This is a genomic window from Paraburkholderia sp. J67 (assembly GCF_905220265.1).
GTDB lineage: Bacteria > Pseudomonadota > Gammaproteobacteria > Burkholderiales > Burkholderiaceae > Paraburkholderia.
Genome location: NZ_CAJMZK010000016.1, coordinates 139,773 through 159,694 on the forward strand (window position 1 = coordinate 139,773; position 19,922 = coordinate 159,694).

General features: G+C 56.6%; 18 protein-coding genes. 3 read left to right on the top strand and 15 right to left on the bottom strand.

Going from position 1 to position 19,922, the window contains the following annotated elements:
- Positions 1-348: 348 nt before the first annotated feature.
- From U5782_RS25775 to U5782_RS25785, 3 genes are all read right to left on the bottom strand, one after another.
- Positions 349-1,122 (bottom strand): alpha/beta hydrolase, encoded by a 774-nt coding sequence (locus U5782_RS25775; RefSeq protein WP_322046722.1) that lies wholly within the window; start codon positions 1,120-1,122, stop codon positions 349-351.
- Entirely contained in the window at positions 1,119-2,156 is a 1,038-nt protein-coding gene (locus U5782_RS25780; protein ID WP_322046723.1) for a M14 family zinc carboxypeptidase, read from the bottom strand. The genes U5782_RS25775 and U5782_RS25780 overlap by 4 nt, the downstream gene beginning before the upstream one ends.
- A gap of 560 nt (positions 2,157-2,716) precedes the next feature.
- Positions 2,717-3,100 (bottom strand): NUDIX hydrolase, encoded by a 384-nt coding sequence (locus U5782_RS25785; RefSeq protein ID WP_322046724.1) that lies wholly within the window; start codon positions 3,098-3,100, stop codon positions 2,717-2,719.
- A gap of 173 nt (positions 3,101-3,273) precedes the next feature.
- Here U5782_RS25785 and U5782_RS25790 point away from each other — a divergent pair, with 173 nt between their 5' ends.
- On the top strand, positions 3,274-3,624 hold the full coding sequence (locus U5782_RS25790) for a hypothetical protein (protein WP_322046725.1): 351 nt from the start codon (positions 3,274-3,276) through the stop codon (positions 3,622-3,624).
- A 388-nt stretch (positions 3,625-4,012) separates the two neighbouring features.
- On the opposite strand, the gene U5782_RS25795 is transcribed toward U5782_RS25790, so the two are convergent.
- From U5782_RS25795 to U5782_RS25815, 5 genes are all read right to left on the bottom strand, one after another.
- Positions 4,013-4,285 carry a hypothetical protein gene (locus U5782_RS25795; RefSeq protein WP_322046726.1) on the bottom strand — a complete coding sequence of 91 codons (273 nt, stop codon included), beginning with the start codon at positions 4,283-4,285 and terminating at the stop codon, positions 4,013-4,015.
- A gap of 114 nt (positions 4,286-4,399) precedes the next feature.
- Positions 4,400-4,831 (bottom strand): winged helix-turn-helix domain-containing protein, encoded by a 432-nt coding sequence (locus U5782_RS25800; protein WP_322046727.1) that lies wholly within the window; start codon positions 4,829-4,831, stop codon positions 4,400-4,402.
- A 107-nt stretch (positions 4,832-4,938) separates the two neighbouring features.
- Positions 4,939-5,172: a hypothetical protein gene (locus U5782_RS25805; protein ID WP_322046728.1), complete on the bottom strand. Its 234-nt coding sequence runs from the start codon at positions 5,170-5,172 to the stop codon at positions 4,939-4,941.
- A gap of 51 nt (positions 5,173-5,223) precedes the next feature.
- The gene (locus U5782_RS25810) at positions 5,224-5,562 is read right to left on the bottom strand and encodes a hypothetical protein (RefSeq protein WP_322046729.1); all 339 of its coding nucleotides are present in this window, start codon (positions 5,560-5,562) and stop codon (positions 5,224-5,226) included.
- A 551-nt stretch (positions 5,563-6,113) separates the two neighbouring features.
- The gene (locus U5782_RS25815) at positions 6,114-7,247 is read right to left on the bottom strand and encodes an RES family NAD+ phosphorylase (RefSeq protein ID WP_322046730.1); all 1,134 of its coding nucleotides are present in this window, start codon (positions 7,245-7,247) and stop codon (positions 6,114-6,116) included.
- A gap of 681 nt (positions 7,248-7,928) precedes the next feature.
- On the opposite strand from U5782_RS25815, the gene U5782_RS25820 reads away from it, so the two are divergent.
- Positions 7,929-8,246, top strand: a complete 318-nt coding sequence (locus U5782_RS25820; protein ID WP_322046731.1) for an H-NS histone family protein — start codon at positions 7,929-7,931, stop codon at positions 8,244-8,246.
- Positions 8,247-8,627: 381 nt separating this feature from the next.
- Here the strand turns inward: U5782_RS25820 and U5782_RS25825 are convergent, their stop codons facing one another.
- From U5782_RS25825 to U5782_RS25850, 7 genes are all read right to left on the bottom strand, one after another.
- Positions 8,628-9,563 (bottom strand): sugar ABC transporter substrate-binding protein, encoded by a 936-nt coding sequence (locus tag U5782_RS25825; protein ID WP_322046732.1) that lies wholly within the window; start codon positions 9,561-9,563, stop codon positions 8,628-8,630.
- Positions 9,564-9,684: 121 nt separating this feature from the next.
- Positions 9,685-10,326 carry an SGNH/GDSL hydrolase family protein gene (locus U5782_RS41670; RefSeq protein ID WP_415914407.1) on the bottom strand — a complete coding sequence of 214 codons (642 nt, stop codon included), beginning with the start codon at positions 10,324-10,326 and terminating at the stop codon, positions 9,685-9,687.
- A 9-nt stretch (positions 10,327-10,335) separates the two neighbouring features.
- Positions 10,336-11,361, bottom strand: coding sequence for an inositol 2-dehydrogenase (gene iolG / locus U5782_RS25830; protein ID WP_322046733.1), 1,026 nt, complete (start codon positions 11,359-11,361; stop codon positions 10,336-10,338).
- Positions 11,362-12,138: 777 nt separating this feature from the next.
- Entirely contained in the window at positions 12,139-13,020 is an 882-nt protein-coding gene (locus U5782_RS25835) for a MurR/RpiR family transcriptional regulator (protein ID WP_322046734.1), read from the bottom strand.
- Between the two features lie 634 nt (positions 13,021-13,654).
- Complete coding sequence (locus U5782_RS25840) at positions 13,655-14,668, bottom strand: Gfo/Idh/MocA family oxidoreductase (RefSeq protein WP_322046735.1); 1,014 nt, start codon at positions 14,666-14,668, stop codon at positions 13,655-13,657.
- A 186-nt stretch (positions 14,669-14,854) separates the two neighbouring features.
- Positions 14,855-15,880, bottom strand: coding sequence for an ABC transporter permease (locus U5782_RS25845; RefSeq protein ID WP_322046736.1), 1,026 nt, complete (start codon positions 15,878-15,880; stop codon positions 14,855-14,857).
- 36 nt (positions 15,881-15,916) lie between these two features.
- Positions 15,917-17,458, bottom strand: coding sequence for a sugar ABC transporter ATP-binding protein (locus U5782_RS25850; RefSeq protein ID WP_415914408.1), 1,542 nt, complete (start codon positions 17,456-17,458; stop codon positions 15,917-15,919).
- Positions 17,459-17,980: 522 nt separating this feature from the next.
- On the opposite strand from U5782_RS25850, the gene U5782_RS25855 reads away from it, so the two are divergent.
- A complete protein-coding gene (locus U5782_RS25855) occupies positions 17,981-19,918 on the top strand; it encodes a bifunctional 5-dehydro-2-deoxygluconokinase/5-dehydro-2-deoxyphosphogluconate aldolase (RefSeq protein ID WP_322046738.1) in 1,938 nt (645 codons plus the stop codon).
- Positions 19,919-19,922: the final 4 nt, after the last annotated feature.

Below are 19,922 nucleotides of genomic sequence, written 5' to 3' on the forward strand. Positions count from 1 at the left end.
GTGTTCAATTTCGTTGGTAAAAAGATAGATCAGGTAGAAGCGGATCCTGCTACGCACTCAGATTCACCGCATGATTCAAGAAGAAGAACCTGCGAATGTCGAATGAATCAGCCTCGACGAAAATAGTATTCCCTTCGTTTAGCCTGCTCATATCGAAAGGATTCGATAATCACCGCGACGTTGGGAGAAACGCTTTTTCGTGCCGTGGATCATCGGGTTGCAAAACTCTACGTACCGCGGTACGAAAAATTCAGGATCAGATAGGGGGCACGAATAAAAACCAACCGTTCCGATTCATCGGAGGCGCGGCACGAAGGCCTGAGCCGGGCGGCTCAGCGTTGGACGAAATCAGGCGCGAAGAACGAACGTGCTTACGCAGGGCATCACGCCGATCGTGTCGAGCAGCCACTGCGGATCGTCATGCGGCAAATCGTGTCCGGCCCACTCATGCACGGCATGCGACGCACCCCATGCTCGCGCCAGGCGCGCCGAGCACACCGGATTCACGAGGCGGTCGCCACGCGACGACACCAGTAGCAGCGGGCAGCGCGGCACGCCTCGAACCGTATAGCTCGCGGCAGCAGCGAGTTGACGCACGGCGTTCGCGCGACTCACGGGCGCACTCGCGCGGATCGCGCGCCACGCGTCGAGGTCTGCAGAAAGCGTATCGAAGCGCGCGCAGGTACGAAGGTGGATCGCCGCCTCCGCGATGCCTTCTTTGCCGGTCTCGCGCCAGTGCCATGCGGCGCGCAGCAGCGCAGGCCACGCGGCGGGCCGCAGACGCTCGTAGAAGCGGCTGTAAGGCCGCATGCTCGTGTTGATGAGCACGAGTTGTGCGATCTCGCCGGGATAGCGCAACGCCCATTCGGTCGCCACCATGCCGCCCAGTGACATCGCCAGCACCTTGTATGGTGGCCGTGCGCCCAGGCGCTGAACCTCGGCACGCACGGCATCCACGTAGGACGTAACGGCAACGGGCGAGCGCAGGTGCGCGAGCGTGCCATTACCCGGCAAATCGACCGGCAGCACCGCACCGCGGCGCGCTTCGAGTAGCGGCGCGAACGCGCCCCAGTGGCGCGACTCGCGCGTGAGGCCTCGTAGAAGAATCCACGGCGCGCTCATGGGCCGGTGGAGCCGGGGTTGCGATACCAATGGCCGATCGCGCTTTGCAGCACCTGCTGTCGCGCCACGCCCTCGGGCAGCCAGCGAGAGGAGGAAAACGCCGCGCGCGTGAGGAAATCGAACAGATTCGCGTGCCGACGCAACACGCGCGCCGTGCGGTGCTGCATCACCGGATTGAACATGCCCTGGCGTGAAAACAACTGGCGCGGATTCTTCTTGATCCACAGCCAGGAACCGAGTTCGAGCGTGAGCGGCAGGAACACGTTTTCCGCAGGCGCGCGGTCATACGCGCAGTCCCAAAGATCGCCGTGCAGCAGGTATTGATGGCTCTGCGGCTCGAAGGCATAGCCGTGATGCGGATGCGCGCGCTCGAACATCGTCTTGAGCACGTACATCTCGGGCAGATGGCGCATCAACTGGCGCGTGCGCGCGTAGGGAAACCAGATACTGTCACTCCAGCCGTAGCCCGAATGGCAATCGAGCGCGAACGCGAGCGGCCGATGCGCGAGTTCTTCGTCGACGATCTTGAGCAACGCGCTCGCCTCGGTCTCCATCGGCGCGCCGCGCCGGCCGCGATACCACGGCAGCCACGAACCCAGGCGCTGGCCGCCGGCGAGAAACGGCACGTGTTCGTCGGCGTCTTGCGGCGCGTTGCGCATAAGATCGACGCCGTTCGGATTGGCGCGCGTGGCGAGCCACATGCCGCCTGGATTGACGATCGGCATCATCACGAGGCGCACCGATTCGAGTTGCCGCATCAGCAGTTCGTCCCACGCGAGACGCCCGACCAGCGCGCGCATGTAATCGAGCACGAGTTGCGAGCCGATGCGCTCCAGCCCGTGAATGCCGCCAAAGAAGCCGATGGCGGGCGCGGCCGGATCGCGCGAGCCCACCGCCGCCACATAGAGCGAGAACGCGCGACCGCGCACTTCGACCTCGCCCGCGCTGCGGATGTCGAACCAGCGCGCGCCGGCGTCGAGCAGCGTTTTCAGGTCCTCGTATTCCGCAAAGCTGTCGGGTAGGAAGCTATACATAACGCGATATATGTACGGTGGGAACGGCTGAAACCCTTACCCGGCGCGGGCACGCACGCAGTCTGCCCTATGTTTGTTGCGGTTGCGCGCACAATGATGTGGCACTAATTGTAGATTGTCGGTGACCTGGCGAACGGTGACGGGCGAGTTTAATGTGCACGCGCGCTGCCACCCTCATCGCGATGACCAGCCGCTTTCTGGCGATAGGGCTGTCCGGTCAGGATCGGCTACGGAAAGTCGCCGGAGATCTGCGCCCACGCGTTGTAACGCCGACCTCGTACTTCCGCAGCAACCAGCCGTTCGCCACCTCTCCGCCGATCGCTAACAATCACAACTCCGATGCCGCGTGTAGCAACGGGGCGCATTCGGCTAGTCGCGCTAGCGCTGGACGCTAGGGATAGCCCTACAGGCAAGCAGATGTAGCTTTCCTACACTTCACAAGCGGCTTTTGATATCCCTAGCCGCGACGTGGAAACTTCAAAACCGCGGACTCGCCTCTGCGGTTTTTTTTGCCAGCTCGCCGCATAGCATCGACCTAGATTCGATCAACGAAAGCGGCCTCATTCGAGTACTGCGGTTTGCCGGTTCGGGCTGAAAAGCAGCGCGACAATCTCGCGTGTCGGCACGCTTGCAATGAGCGTCGCGATCTTCCGCGGTCGGAACCAGCGACAACGCAGTATCTCGTTGCTAGGCTCCGCCCGGGCATCGTCGGGAAGCACCGAGACAAATACATGATGGCGCTTGTTGAGACCACCGAACTGGAACAGGTAGTCAAGCCCATAGCCTTCCAGACACGTCTCTTCGCTTAGTTCGCGCCGGGCAGCTTCGACGGGAGATTCATCACGCGCGATCGTCCCGCCGGGCAGCGACCATCGAGACCGGCCTCGCTCAACGAGAAGAATTTTTTCACGCTGCCAACACACAACGGTTGCTCTCTCTTTCATGCTTCCAGGTTTCGTTGCAGGTGCTATATTTTTTAGACGAATCGAAACGTTGCTCAGGGAGATTGGTCCCCGGCTAGTACCGGGGGCCACTAAATGGGGGGCAACGATCGCGCCCGTGGCCGCGATGAGAGGCTGGCGTACCGGGTACGTTATTCTGCCGGGGAGAAAAAAATATGAAAACTCGCTCACCGCTGCAACTCTGCGCACCGATGGTCATCTTTGCGCTTGCCTGCGCGTTGTCGATTTCGACCTGTGTACTCGCGTTCGTCTGGATGACGATCGGCGTGTGCTGCCTCGGCTACCGACGCCTTGATGAATTTCCAGCCGAGGGTATGCCTCGTGCCTGGCGCCAAGGGCTGCGCGGCGCATGTCTACACTTCTACCATCTCGCGTGGTGGCCGTGGTACATGCGTAATGAATTTCGCCAACTGTTTAGTCGTATTCAAGGATCTATTTTTGCGCGTCGCACGCAAACCGGCGAGCCTGAAGTATCAGGCGAGAATGAACGCACGGATCAACAGTGAGTACGATGGCGGCTAAGCAGAAAAGCATACTGCAACTGTCCACTGATCCTCAGTGTCGCGATCGCGTCCAGTGGCACCACTCGTGGTGATCGAGGTTTCGAAGAAGATCGGCACGTCGTCGCTCGCGACGATAGTGCGCAAGAACCGCGTAGGTGGCAATCGCCAGCACCATGACACCGACAACCATACCCAGCAAGGACTCGTCCACGGCAGGCTCCACGGGCGCACATTGGTCACTGCCCGTCCACACGGGCAACACGCACCAAGAATATAGATTGCCTTGATGACATGCGATCTGTGCGTTCGCGCACCAAGCGCCTATGGATTCGGCCGAGTAGGAGCATTTCGGAACAAGTGGCAGGTTGCTGGCTGACCAGCAACCGTTGGGTCAGTGCCCTTCATGGCAGAACAGGTCATCAACAAGCTTGCACGCAGCGCTGTAGCCCCCCATCAGCGCGTCGGCTTCTGTTGTGAAAGGTCGGCCACCGGCTTCCCCAAAGCGCAGCGGCGAGAACGTTGCGACCGTATTGGATGCCTGAAAAATCCTGACGATTGCGACATAGCCTATGCGCCGCGGCACGGGCCGCATGGCGCCGAGCGTGAAATCGGACTCAACCGATATCTCAAGCATGAAGCCCTCATAGTCGTAACTACGCGTCATGACGGCCTCCAATGCGCTCGAATTTCACAATCATCTTTGCCCCTAATTCAGCCGCACAGAACGCGGATTTTTACCAGGGCGTCATTGTGACATTTTTATGACAATTTCGCAGGATCATCTCGGCGTGAGCCTCGATGTCGTCGTCCCGGAAGCTATCTGCGGTCGCAACCCCAGATCCCGGATCAAGCGATTGATATGTGATGCCGAATAGCGAATGCCGAACTCCCGCTCGATAAAGTCCCGAACAAGGTCATGCGTCCAGGACCTCCCTGCGAGGCCTTGACGGCGCGGAGTCGTCTTGATTGCCAAGATGATTCGCTCTTGCGCCTCAGGCGCAAGCCCACGGCGGCGGCCCACGTCGCCAAGCGCCATAAGTGCCGCGACGCCACCGCTTGCAAAGAGCGTCTGGTATCGCCGCGCAGTAAAGCGACTCAAACCGAGCTTCTGCGATACCAGTTCCATGCTGATGCCCGACGCCAGCATCCGCGCAGCGCGGGCGCGCCGGTCCGTCCACGGTGGGCCGTGGATTATGTCGTTTGCGCTCATGGCAACTCTCCCTGAATCACCCCCAATAATCAATGCCCCGGCGAACAGATGCCATCGGGACTAGACCGTACATCGAAGGGAGATTTGAACTACCGGAGGTCAAGAGACTAATGTGTTGGTCGCATCGCAGGATGGAGCGATTCCGCTTTTTCCTTGCCGACTGCCATAGCGGCGACGCTTGCGAGGCCGGGATCAGGCGCATTGGGACACAGCCCTTCGAAAATTGGGACCGCATTCGGATCGTCGGCGCGCGCAACCTTGTAGCGGCCATACCAGAGGCCGCTTGATCTCCGGCCGATGAGTGTTGTCACCTGGAAATGACCTACGATCTCCGTTGCCATATCGATCTCCTCTCTTCGAAGAGAGAAGATCGTAGCATGGTCAAATTGTGGCTATGGCGCTCGAACCACCTCTGCGAACCACTGCTCGCCGATTGAGTATCTCTTCTTCAAAATATGAATGACGGCAAGCCGAACCCGTGCTGTTGGCGCGTAAATGATAAAGATGTCTCCCTTCCGGGCGCGGGCCAGTTGGCCGCCCAACTGTTGCCCCACGTCGCGATTAGAACTTAGCACTGCGACGTGTATTTCCCCTCTGGCCTGAACGCCATCCAGATCGCTCAGTTTTGTAATGCCTTCGCCACTACGAACTTCAACAGCAATTTCCGGCTCATCGAGGACGCACGAAAAAACGTCTTCAACGTTGTTCAAACGTGCGTTGTCGAGGCCCATTGCCTTCTCTCAGGTTTAGTTTTGCTCTAGCTTGGCTGCCATCTGAATTCCTCAGACAACAGTAGCGCAAGATCTCGCCCCTTTCAATATGAAAGAATGGGGCAGCTACCATGCAAACGTTTGCAGGTGGGTTGGGAGCGACAAAACCCATATCGCATAAGGAGCTTTTTCGCGCGGTGTGCGGACACCCCAGTGAATTCGATGTGGGCTTGCTTCTGTCGTGGGCGCCTTATTCTTCCTGCTTTGCGCGTTCACTCGGCGAGATCTAATTCAGATCGCAATGAGAGTGCCGTCTCGAGCGGCCGCCGCCTTGCGTGAACGGTCTATGGTGGTCGTCGTCTGCCAGTGCTACGCGCTGCCTATGTAGCGTTCGGTTACGCACGACGTCCCTCGCCTTTGTCAGCTGCCGGGCTAAGAGCAGTCATATGAGAAGTTCGGTTGAGTGACCGCTCCAAGCCAGTTAGCCGTCGTCAGTTCGCCCGCATATGTCGACTGTCAGGTCGATGCACAGGCAACGTATGGATTATCGGGTTGCAGCGCTAATGCACCCGTCAGGCCACCCCAGCTGGACCGAACTTGAGGTCATACTCAACGCGCGTCACAAGCAGTCGGTTAACGCATTTGACCTCGACCGCTCCATCCGCAATGGGGTATCCGAACAACGCCAAGTTGGGAACAATCTTCGATTGCTCATGCTCTGCGTATCGAGCGATCACTCGGCCCGATAGTCCGTAGGCAATCTCGAAGGGGATTGCCCCGGTTCGCAGGAGGCTAAAGTACGACGGGTATACGATACCGTCGAAGCCCGACTCGGCTGCCATCAGGGAGAGACGTCGCGTAATGTCGTAAGAGTGGTTCGCTGAGAGAAATAGCATGTGCACGGACATGTCAAGGCTCTCAAACTCTGTCACGCCTTCGGGCTCGCGCAGAACCTGAGACAAATCGAGGAACTTCAACGGACGCGTCGGCGCAAGCGTTGCCACATACGTTTCATCCTCAGCAGAGACACGGCACTCATGCACGCATACCTGCAAGTCCGCTGAACCGTAGAGGACTGGATGGCCAAGGGAATCCAGTCGTCCCCTGCCACTAAACTCCTTCGGTGGTGCATCGTATTCAGCGGGATCCTCTGGGTTCTTTGGATTCACCCGAAGCCGAAAGAAGATGTCCTTTGGTGAGAGCTCCTTATCCGGATACTCGTTTAGTATTCGCCGGAAAACTGCGTCCCGTCGTTGTTCATCTTGCATCTCCTTGAGAGGCTCGACCTCCCCGAGCATCCACAAGCGCGGCCCATAGGGGAAGATTCCGATATTGAGTATCCTCTCCAATAGCGAGAGGTCACTCTTGAACCACGGAGGCACACTCACGGCACTGGCCTGCTTGGTGTTGAACGCAAGCGTAGGTGCACCTCCGAAGCGCATCCTGCGAATTGACCCCCGGTTGAAGAAGGAGCGTGCAGCATCATGGAGCGCAGTTCTGTTCGCTTTCCACCCGTTGCGTTGGCCGCAGTTCGGACATGCGGAGTCGATACGTTCTCCGCGGCGCGCGACCTCTAGGCTCAAGCCGAAATCCGAGAAGCAGCCCGAGCAGCAAACATGGTCCGGGTGATTGTCTTGAAGTGGGCCATCGCACTCAAAGGCCATGATTGCCTCAAACACTTGTTTGAATTGCTCGTCGTTGTCCATGTTCCCAATGCGATGCATCTTTGACGCGCCGACCAGCCAATGTCGAGACGATTGCAGCGGCCTGTTCGAGAAATGCCCAGCGCCAGCCTAGGCACGAGAGCGCCGGCCGGAATGGACTAGCGGCGACGGGCGCAGGAAAGATGGTACTCGGCGATGGCCGATCACGGTTCGCTGTCTCGCTGAGCGAGTAACCGCAATCGCATGCTAAACGGCCATTGGATGAAGCCCACTCGAAGGACCACAGCGGGTCGTCAGCCGTCGCCGCGAATCGCTTGAGGCGGTTACAACGCACCGCCGCGCGCAGTTTTGATCGGACTCAGCAAGCAAATCCTCGAGCGCGAACGGCCTCCTCTCCCCCCCAACATACAGATGTTTGCAAAGCTATACATAACGCTATGAATGTAGGGTTGGAACGACTGAACCCCTACCCGGCGCGGGCACGCACGCAGTCTGCCTTATGTTTGTTGCGGTTGCGCGCACAATGATGTGGCACCAATTACATGACGTCGGTGGTCTATCGAACGGTGCTTATCTGTTTGAACGTGCTTGCCTTGGATCGAGTCAGTGAGCGCTCACAGACCTTCCTCCGCCGCTTGTAAGGTCTAGTGCCAATCCTGCGCTACTTGAAGTCAACGATAAAATCATGATGTCGCCGCAAACGCGGCATTCGCATGACGGACCATGCCCGATCTCAAAACCCTGCGCGCGGACCTTGGCCACGTGAACGATCTGCTGGCCGACGCCCGAGCGCGCGAAGTGGCAGCCGCCTTGGCCCGGTTCCGCGATGAAGTCGAGTTGCTCGGCATTACCGAAAAGGAAGTGCGCCGAGCGTTAGGCTACGATCGCCCTGCACGCGCTCCCGCCAAATACTACGATCCCGCGACCGGGAAAAAGTGGTCAGGTAAGGGGGCACGCCCAAAATGGCTCGTGGGCAAGCGCCTTGAGGACTACGCGATCGACGCGCCGCAAGCGCAACCCTGGTGGCCCGGCGAAAACTAACGCCGATCATGGACAAGATAAGAAACAAACCAGGTGGACAAGGAAGCGAAAGCTGGATCGTCAGGTTGTCGGTCAAGCCAACGCCAACGTCGAAGCAGACGCGTCACGTCAAGCGAACGATTCGTCCTAGGGATTCAATAGACGACTATTATTGTCTAGAGAACGCTCGATAGACAATAGAGGTTAGTTAGCTTACTTTGCGGCCGAGAACACGACAGGGCTCTCTCCCAAGCCGTTCATCTTCGCTACGCCCAATTTTTTCGACCGCGCTTGTCAAAATGCCGCCTTGTGCGAATGCAAGCCGAGGATCAAATGAGAAAGCCAGCCGAAGAGCTGGCATTCTTACTTCCATCGCTGTCTTAACAACCAGCAGCGTCGTAGTCAGCTCTTTCGCATGAACTGCTGCATGTTCGCAGGAGTAACGAGTTCGAACGGGACATTAACGAAGCGATCCACCGGTTGCTTCTTGATCAGCTTCATTGCGGTGTCAACAGCGTCGGCCCCTTGCGCGGCCGCATTCTGAAACACTGTAACCTTGAGGTCACCAGCCTTCATAGACGACAGGGCGTCCGGCGTAGCATCGATGCCTGCAACTACGACGTTAGGCAGTTTCTTCGCTGACTTGAGTGCGGTAATAGCCCCGAGCGCCATTTCGTCATTGTTCGCGATGATGGCGTCGAATTTGATTCCCGACGATAGCCAATTGGTAGTGATGTCCATTGCGTTGACACGAGACCATTTCCCTTCGCGCTTGTCGACGACCTTTACACCCGGGCAGTCTTTTGAACCAGCGACTGTTTCGACTGCTTTGGTTCTGGTGCGCGTCGCTTCATGCATCAGGTCACCCATCAAAACGACCACGTCGCCTTTGCCCTTCAGCAACCGGCAAACCTCCTTGGTCTCCAGTGCAGCCCCGACCCTTTCGTCTGAGCCGACAAACGACGCAGTGGGCGGCAGTTTGTCAAAATCGGAAGGCCGCAAGCTGATATAGACCAATGGAATGTGCGCGTCCGTCACCATCTTGGTGATCTTGGGCGTTGCGTCGGTGTCGACCGCCTGCACGATAATGGCGTCAACCCGCTGCGCGATCATGTTCTGGATCTGCGCAAGCTGCGTGCTGACATCCTGCTTGCCATCCTCAAACTGCACCGTTGCACCAGCTTTCTTCGCGGCATCGGCAATGCCGGTTCGCAGCATCGAACGAAACGTGTCATTGTAGTCCACCATCGTCACGCCGATTTTCTCAGCATGAGCTGCCAGCGGGCTGGCAAGGCTAGCTGCGAGGCCAATACCAAAAAAGAAGCGCCGGATTTTCATGTTTTGTCTCCTGATAAATTCATCTTGCTGTTGAAAATATATCTTCTAAACGACAACTTCAATTAATTAGGAAATCAAATCAATATGCGTTGAGATATACCTAAATTATAAGAACAAAAACCTATCCAACAGGGAAAGACCTGATCTTTTCCGCGACTTCCCGTCCGATCGCCTCGTGCCCTTTCGCATCGAGGTGAATCCCCTCAATCGCACTCATTTTTGCAACTAGCCCGGCATACAGAAACGACACGCCCCTACTTGCGGCGACTTTCTGCATGTGGATTCTAAGCTCCGATGACTTTGCGTTTGCACCATAAAACACATCTGCGAGACATCCCACCTCATTAATCACTGGTGGGCAAACCAGCAGTATCCAAGGTGGTACCTGCACTGGAAGCGTATGCTGTAGCACGCAGTCGATCAATCCATTCGCGCTCTCTGCGATGCCTCTTGCATCTCTTCCAAATCTCGCCTTGCAGTCATTTGTGCCTAGCATGAACACTACGACGTCCAGAGGCCTATGGCTTTGCAGACACGCCGGGAGATATCGTAGGGCGTTACGATCATCTCCCTCGACGGGATCGTCGAGCGAGATGGTTCTTCCCGGCAGCCCCTCCTCAATGACTCGCCACGCGCCCCCCAGGTGCTGCTGCAAAACACCCGGCCAGCGCAAACTGTAGTCCCATCGCTCAGTCGAATCCCGGTTCGACATGGGCTTCGTGCCGAAAGTGTTCGAATCTCCGAAACAAAGTACGGTTGGCATGTTGATCTTTCAGGCAGCCTTGGCGTTTGCGCGCGCGAATTCTTTCAGATCAACTGTCTGGCCAGTCTTCAAGGATACCGAGGCCGCTTCGGCCAAAGTCGCTGCTTGCAATCCATCGAAGGCATTCACCGGCATATCATCGCCTCGGGACGCACACTCGAGAAATTGCCTGATTTCTTCGCTGTAGCTGTCGCCATACCTTTCTAGGAAAAATTCAAGAATCGGCGCGCTTGAATCGACCTCACCGCTCAGGTATTTTCTGAACCCAGATTTTTTAGGATTGTCAGATATAACCATGCCGAGCGAACCAAACGCCTCAATTCTCTGATCGAAACCAAAAGCGCATCGACGGGAGTTGGTGACATTAACAATGACCCCGCTCGCTGTTTCCATTGTGACCGAAGCGGTATCAATATCGCCCAATTTCCCGATTTCCCGATCGACAATTGAACTTCCGTGCGCCGTGATCTTCGTAGGCTCCTCACGAAGGACATAACGAGTCATATCAAAGTCATGAATCATCATGTCTTTGAAAAGACCTCCAGAGCGCGGAATGTATGAAAGAGGCGGAGGAAGAGGATCCCGGCTCGTGATGATCAACTGTTCGAGATTTCCAATGACTCCGTTTGCAACCGCATCACGCATGCTCGCGTGACCGATGTCAAATCGACGGTTGAAGCCTAGGAATACCTTTTTCGCTGCGCGCTCCCCGATCGCCTCGATGCATGCATAAGTCTCGGAAAGGCTCGGAGCCAGAGGCTTTTCACACAAAATCGGCTTGCCCAGCTTCGAACCTTCGACGATCAGCATCGAATGGGTATCTGAGGAAGTCGCAATAATGATCGCATCTACATCGCTTGCGGCCATCGCCTCCGCAGCATTGGCATAGACCTTTGCGCCGGTCTGCACGGACAAATCGCGAGCGGCCTTTTCCACTGGATCATAGATTGCAACAATGCTGGCGCCCGCTGATTTAATGGCAGTTGCGTGGACAATTCCCATCCGTCCTGCGCCAAGCAAAGCAATACCTGTCATCACCGTCTCCTGGATCATTAAATTCTTATCGAAGGTTCTAAATTTTATTTTTAATTTAAATTTTTAAACAAGAATTTAAAATTAAAATTGCTTATAATTCACATGTACTTGGGCATATCGAAATTATCAATCTCATCTCAAATTTATAGTACCTCGCGCCGCAACAGCAACCGATATCTTGAAGAGAATTCTTCAAATTCTCGTACTACCGCCATATTTTCTTACGCGAGCTATCCCGTGAGCGCTGAGGATGCACTCAATTGCGAAAGCCAACGATATTGCTTTATCTTGCTCTCGCCTAACCCGTTGCTCGAAGACGTGGCTATCTGAGAAAATGGAAGAGGACTGTTCATGTTCGCCAGCACGATCGTGGCGTACCCTAGGATGGCATATCCATGCAGTCCCAACGCGTTTGGTATCGGCGATACTGTGGAGAGCGTCGAATGGAACCGCGCATGATGTTGCGCTTGACGCAGCGATGGTAAGTTAAGGGGGCATTAGTCAGGGTTCCGCACACCGTTGACCAATCAAGCCAAGAATCGAAGTTCAACTCCAGTCGTACTTCAACGCACGCAGAAGGTTGCAATAGCAGCGTTGACCGACATTGTCAGACCATGGAGTACCCCTACTCGAGCTGCGCTGATATCGATACCGGGATGGCATTTATCCGCAGCAGATGCCTGTCTTACCCATCCGCAGACTCGTTATCAGCTGTGCCAAGGCAGCCAGAGGATGAATTTTGCAAAGTTGACCATCTGATCGACGATCCACTTGGGTTCAGTCTGTATTGCTTGCGCCTGGCTCAGTGGTGGGTATATATGACAGTTCAAGCCGGTACGCAAGAGCAACAAAAAGACTCTGCGCAAGTCCCATCGTAGCGGACAACGCCCGGAACCCAAATGTCTCGCTATCCTGTACAAGCAGAACTGAGTCGGCCTCGCGGGCGAGAGGACTCATTCGACTATCCGTGATAGCAATCATTTTCGCTCCACGCTGTCGTGCCAGATTGGCCACCTCCACCGTCTCTTCCGCGTAGGGCGAAAACGAGATTGCGATCAAAACGTCATTACGTTGAACCGAGCGAATTTGTCCGAGGTGCATATTGCCCAAGCCGCTAAACATGCCGATACGCTTATCGGTATGTTGCAATGCGTAGTCAAGGTAGACAGCGATCGGAAAGGATCTACGCGAGCCTGCAATCCAGATTGCTTGGGTCTTCGCCAGCATATCAACTGCACGAGCGAACTCCCCACCTTCCAGCGCTTGTCGCAACTGCTGCATGCCAGCAATACTACCGTTAATGAACTCGTCTGCAATCTGCTCAGGTTTCAGGCTGGGCGCCCCCGATTCGATCACGTCTCTCAATCGAAGGCTATATGCGCGTCCGGGTGAGATTTGCTCGGCCAATCCATCGCGGAACATGCGTTGCATCTCAGAAAATCCTGAGAATCCGAAGTGCTTGGCAAAGCGGACGATCGCCGATGGTTGTACGCCGCACTGATCTGCGAGCGCCTGAACCCCTTCAAGTCCGAGATGATCGCGATTCGCCTCGACATGATGTGCGATGGCCTTTAGACGCTTGCTCAGGTCATCGTATTCCTGAGAAACGCGCTGCAGAAATTCATCAACGGTAGTTGGCGGTTGTACGAATGAACTCATCTCTATCAACCAATGTGGCGATTCCAAAATCGATGTTCGGCTTGTTACGTGCGGACACCAAGATTCGGGCAAAATGTTGTGCAGGTATGCCCCGTGGTACGCCGATAGAGGCGCGCTTTTTTCATGACGCTCCCCCGGCTTCGATAGAACTCTTTCGTACTCGATAGCCACGACGAATACGCCATGATGCCACGAAGTCTGGTACCGCTTCCAGCCCGCTCCGTTGGGTCAGAACGAAGTGGGGGATTTCAGGGACATATCTGCATTAAATAAAATGGTTAGCACGCGAGCGTAGCCACAAAGGAAACCCAAGAGCGGCCCGAACATTGAGCGCGTATTTTTATGTAGCAAGCACCGGGATAGTCCTCGCCGTGATGACCTCTGTCATCGTTGCGCGAGCAGAGCATCGGCCACGCCGGTCACGACTAGCGCGTGTCTTCGCGCCGCACTACTCAGTCGATTCAATCCAATGGAATGCTCATCGTAGCGGTCCTGAGTCAAATACTGACAATAGCGGGGTGCAGTGCACTCGCCATAGCCAGCGAATTGGAGGCGATGGGAAAATTGCTGTTCAACTCATCTAGCACGACCTTCTCGATGGATCGTGGCCTCCAAATCGACTGGGTACAACCACTTAGTTTGAGTAGAAGGTAGGACGTTCAGCAATTTTGATTCGTTCGACCTTGCCGGACTGCTGTGCCAGAACGCATGCATCTGCGGCAATGGCCGCCGAATATCCGTCCCATGCCGATGGTCCCGTAAGCGCGCCCGCTCCCACGCCGTCAATGAATGCCTGTAACTCAACATCGTAGGAAGCAATGAATCGCTCCTTCCAGTCGGTCATGACCGGCAACGAGTGCAGCGCCGCATTTTTCAAGGCGACCGCTGGAGGATCGGGCAACCTGGCGGTACCTTTCTCGCCCACCACTTCACACTGGATGTCATATCCGTACTGGCAATTAACGAAAACTTCGACATCGATACGGACACCGCTGACGGTTTCGAGCATCACGATCTGCGGGTCCGCAAGGTGAATCGATGCATTACGTGTCTTTTTAGGATAGACGACCTGCGTGCTCACGTAATCTTCGTTGAGCAACCAGCGAAGCACATCGAGTTCATGAATCAGTGTGTCCGTGATAGCCATATCGGTCGTGTAGCGCTCACCAACCGACTGGTTTCGATGAGCGCAGTGCAGCATCAGCGGTGCACCGATCGTGCCGCTGTCGATTACGCTCTTTAGTGCCCTGTAACCATCGTCGTAGGGACGCATGAAGCCGACCTGGACGAGACGACGACCATGGGCCTGCTCCGCATCGACAATACGCTTGCAGCCTTCGGCAGTAACGGCCAGCGGCTTCTCGCAGAAGACCGGCTTACCTTGTTCGATCGACTTCAGCACATACTCTTCATGCGTCGGCCCCCAAGAGGCTACCAGAACGGCCTGAACGTCTGACGCTAGAATCAGATTGATGCCATCAGAGTAAATCTCTGCATTCAGTCCGTAGCTGGATACGGCATCTTGAGCAAGCTGAGGATTGATGTCGGTAACAGCGACCACCTGAGCACCGGAGAGAGTGCGGGTGAGTCGGCGGATATGGTCCTGGCCAATCGCGCCACAACCAATCACCCCGATATTTAAAGTCATGCTTTTTCCTTTTCGATCCAAAAGTGAAGAGTGCGCGGCCTGACTCAACACTGGGCAGAATCCCTGTCAATTCCGCGATTTTTATGGTCCACACCAGCCTGCGGGCCGATAGCCTGATGCGAACAGAACCGTTGACGGGACACGTAGCGACGGCTGCCGTCGCCACGTACGATCCCGGATTGATGTTTAACGACGCTTTTTCCGGTTGCGGTATTGGTCTGCGATAACAGCGGCCACGATAATCGCGCCCTTGACCATTTCCTGGTAGTACGCATCGATGTGGAGGAAAGTGAAACCGGAGGTCATCACACCGAGGATCAGCACGCCGATCACGGTACCGGTGATGCGGCCCATGCCACCGTTCAGTGACGTGCCTCCGATCACAACCGCCGCGATTGCGTCAAGTTCGTACATCATTCCCATACCGGACTGTCCGGAGATAGCACGCGCGGCGGTCACTGTTCCTGCGAGACCGGAGAGTGCGCCGGCAATCGCGTAGATCCAGATCAGATGACGTGTGACATTGATACCGGAAACGACGGCGGCCTGGCGGTTGGCACCAATCGCGTAAGTCACCTTGCCAAAGCGGGTGTATCGCAACACCACGTGAAAAACCACTGCAATTGCGAGGAATATCAGCACGGGGTTGATGCCGGCACCGATCGCTGCAAACTGGTCGGTCAGCATCGAGACAGGCATACCGTTGGTGAACCACTTCGCAAATCCGCGCGCTGCGACCATCGTTCCCAACGTTGCAATGAACGGCGGGATGCCGGTCCACGAGATCAGCGTACCGTTGAGCAAACCCACCAGCAGGCCGGTGACCACGCCAGCGAGCAGCGGCCAGATGACCGGCAGGTCTGTCAGGTGAGGGAAGACCGCCGACGCATAGTCCGAGACCTGCGCAAGGCTCGCCGATACGACCGCCGCTGCGGCGACTACGGAGCCAGGGGAAAGGTCAATGCCGCTCGTAATGATCACGAGGTTGGCGCCGACCGCGATGATGCCAATCACGGCCATCTGCAGGATGATGATCTCGAGCCGTTGGGCATTCAGAATGAAACTTTGTCCAACGAAAACCCAGCCGAGGGCTTCGAAAACCAGGCTGATGCCCACCAGCACCAACAGAATGCTCAGCTCTGGCGGCCATCTGAAGCGCCGTGACTTCACCGGAGTAACCTGGGGGTCTGCGACCGAATTGAAATTGCTCATTGTATTGTCTCCAAACGTTGTTTAGGTCGGGCGCGCTCAGCGTGAGGCCAGATCCATAATGCGGACCTGATCCGCGTCTTTACGGTCGACGATGCCAGTCATGCGTCCTTCGTGCATCACCATCACGCGATCGCTCATCCCAAGTACCTCCGGCATTTCGGAAGAAATCATCAACACGGCTACTCCTTCACCCGCAAGCTTCGAGACGAGCCGGTGAATTTCTGCTTTCGCGCCGACGTCGATACCGCGGGTCGGCTCATCGAGAATCAGGATTCGGGGCTTCGTCAGTAGCCAGCGACCAATCAGCACTTTCTGCTGGTTGCCGCCCGACAGGTTCTGGATTTCTTCGTGCAAGCCCGGCGTCTTGACACGCAGCATGCGGCTCATTTCTTCGCAATCCTTTCTGAGCTCTGCCTGCTGGACAAAATTGAACTTCACGTAGCGATTCCTGAGAACCGCCGCTTCCATATTCGACAGCAGATCGAGACTCAGGAAGCAGCCCGTGTCTTTGCGGTCCTCGGTCAGGAAAGCCATCCGGTGTTTCATTGCCTTCGCTGGCGTGTCGATCTTCACCAGCTTTCCATCGATATGGATCTCTCCCGACGTGGCGGGCACCACGCCAAAAAGCGCTTCGGCGACGTTCGATCGTCCCGATCCCACGAGCCCGGCAACCCCCAGAATCTCGCCCGCGCGCAGATCAAAACTCACGTCATGGAAGACACCTTCGACGGTCAGGTTTCGCACTGACATCAGAACGCCGCCGATTGCCACTTCCTCCTTCGGGAACATCTGCGTGATCTCGCGGCCAACCATCATGCGGATGATGTCGTCGCGCGTCACGTCGCTCGAAGCATGCGTGCCGATGTACTTGCCGTCACGGAAAACTGAAAATTCATCAGCAATCTCGAACAGCTCGTTCATCTTATGAGTGATGTAGACGATGCCTTTGCCCTGCTCGCGTAATTGCCGGATGATCCGAAAGAGGTGCGAGACTTCCTTATCGGTCAGCGCGGATGTTGGCTCGTCCATAATCAGAATGTCCGAGTCGAATGACACCGCTTTCGCAATCTCCACCATCTGGCGGCTAGCGACACTAAGCGTTCGCACTTCGACCTCTGGATCGATGTCGATTGACAAGCGGTCGAAGAGCGCCTGTGTGCGCTTGCGGAGTGCCGCGTGATCCACGAAGCCGAACCGGTTTTTCGGCTCACGACGGATCCAGATATTTTCGGCCACCGTCATGAAGGGCATCAGGTTCAGTTCCTGATGAATCATCGCGATACCGCGGTTTAGCGCGTCCAGAGGACCCTGCAGTTTGACCGGCTCGCCTTTCAGGCGAATTTCGCCTTTGTCCGGCATATAAATGCCAGCGATGATCTTCATCAAGGTCGACTTGCCCGCGCCGTTCTCACCCATCAACGCGTGCACTGTTCCGCGACGCACACGAAACTTGACGCCGTCGAGTGCAACAACACCTGGAAAAGATTTCCCCACATCACGAACCTCGAGCAGACAATCCTGCTCCGACGTGGAGGGCGAAGGGGCTGGCTCCGTGCGACCCGAAACGGTCGGAGCCATCTTGGCAGTCAACATTTGAGTTCCTTCGAATGGATCCGCTGACGGTTTACCGCCGGCAGATGAGCGAAGTCAGTGAAGCGCACGACGCCGATTGCTTGCGCGCCAAAATCTGCTGCCGGGCAAGGACAGCCTGAATGCCCTGGTGACGTTGCCTCTCCACGAGTAGCAACGCCATCGACAGAACACTCGAAGTTGCCACGGCCAGTAAGTGGGGCATCGCGTTCACCTTGTCTCCTATCTAGGTTGCTCACAGAGCGTCTGGCGACGAACTCTTGAGCTCTTGAAGTGCATGGCACCTCTCGGATTGAACTGTAGATCACCGCAGAATTTTTTTGGAAATATTTTTCTAAGGAGTTTTACCTAGGGAATAAACTTTCCAAATTGTTATAAACTGCCGTCACTGCCTGGATCTTTCCGGACACTTGTCTTTGTCAGACTGAGAAGGATGTCTGACGAAAATTCGTGACCTTGTTCTCAATTTGCTGACGTCGCGGTGCGCCGCCTGCCTACGTGAAGACCGATATGAACCTGTTCAACTTTCCAACTGACCGCCGCATCGATCTCGCCTGTCTGGGGCGCGTCGCTGTAGATCTGTATGCACAGCAGTTCGGCAGCCGCTTGGAGGACGCGCGCACCTTCCAGATGTACCTCGGCGGATCATCGGGAAACGTTGCATTTGGCGTTGCGCGGCTTGGCCTTAAGACCGCAATGATTTCGCGCGTGGGCGATGAGCAGATGGGGCAATTCATCCGGGAAACACTCGAACGGGAGGGCTGCGACACCAGCCAGTTGCAGACCGACCCGGAAAGGCTGACCGCGTTTGTACTTCTCGGATTGAAAGATCGCGACACGTTCCCCCTCCTATTCGTCCGCGAAAATTGCGCTGACATGGCGGTCCGTGCCGACGAGATCAGCGAGGAGTATCTTGCTGGCTGCCGCGCGCTCGCGATCACTGGTACCCATCTGTCGACGCCGACGACCCGGGAAGCGTCCCTGACCGCTTTGAGCTATGCCCGTCGCCATGGTGTGGTTCGGGTTCTGGACATCGATTACCGGCCCGTTCTCTGGGGCCTGACAAGCCGCGGGGCGGGCGAGAACCGTTACGTCCCCGACGAACGCGTAACACGTCAGCTTCAGGAAGTACTCGGCCAGTTCGACCTTCTCGTCGGTACTGAAGAGGAATTTTTAATCGCCGGCGGCGTTCCGCATGATCTGATCGGATCGCTGCGTAAGGTCAGGCAGATCACAGCCGGGACGCTTGTGGTCAAACGAGGCGCATTGGGCTGTTGCGTAATCGAAGGCGATATTCCCGACCGCATCGACGATGCCCCAACCTATCACGGTGAACGCGTCGAGGTGCTTAACGTGCTGGGTGCTGGTGACGCATTTCTGTCTGGCCTCCTCTCCGGTTTGCTACGCGGACGCGACTGGGCCGAGTCTACGCGCATCGCGAATGCTTGCGGAGCGATCGTCGTATCGCGACATGCATGCTCCGCAGCCATGCCGACCCCCGCGGAACTCGATCACTGGTTTGGTGGCAGCCGGAATCCGGAAGTCGACGCAGATCAGGACCTCGCCCACCTGCATCGCGTTACAACCGCCCGCCAGGAATGGAATGAACTCTGCGTCATGGCTTTTGACCATCGCAGCCAGTTCTACGATCTCTCCGTCGAAGCCGGTGCCGACGAATCCCAGATCAGGACGTTGAAGCGCATGCTCGTTCAGGCGGCGGAAAAGGTTGAGCAAAGCCGCGGAATCTCGGGTCATGTCGGCGTACTGATTGACGGCGGCGCATACGGCCGGGATGCGCTTGCCTCCGCGACCGGACGCGGCTGGTGGGTTGGCCGACCTGTGGAACTACCTGGGTCCCGTCCTCTCCGGTTTGACCAGACCCGATCCGTAGGTTCGGCGCTGGTCGACTGGCCGACCGAACAGGTGGTCAAGTGCCTGGTGCATTACCACCCGGACGACCCGGTCGAGCTGCGTCTTGACCAGGAACAACGGGTGCTCGAGCTGTGGGAAGCGACGCGGCAAAGCGGGAATGAGCTGCTTCTCGAACTGATCCCACCCCGTGCGGTAACGCCCGCCGGAACGGACGACGACGCAGTCCTGCGCTCCGTCTCACGTTTCTACAACCTCGGGGTCCGTCCGGAGTGGTGGAAGCTTGCGCCGATGAGCGGAGATGGTTGGGCGAAACTTTCCGCCCTGATTGCTGAGCGCGATCCGTATTGCCGGGGCGCCGTGATCCTCGGGCTCAACCAGCCGCTTCAATATCTCGTAGACAGTTTCCGCTCGGCGACCAACCCCATCGTCAAGGGTTTTATGGTCGGTCGAACGCTGTGGGCGGATGCATCGCTGAAATGGCTGCGAGGCCAATCCGATGATCAGGCATTTGTCGATGAAGTGGCCGGCAATTTCTCCCAGCTGGTCGATGCATGGATGGACCGCCACGCTGCATGAATCG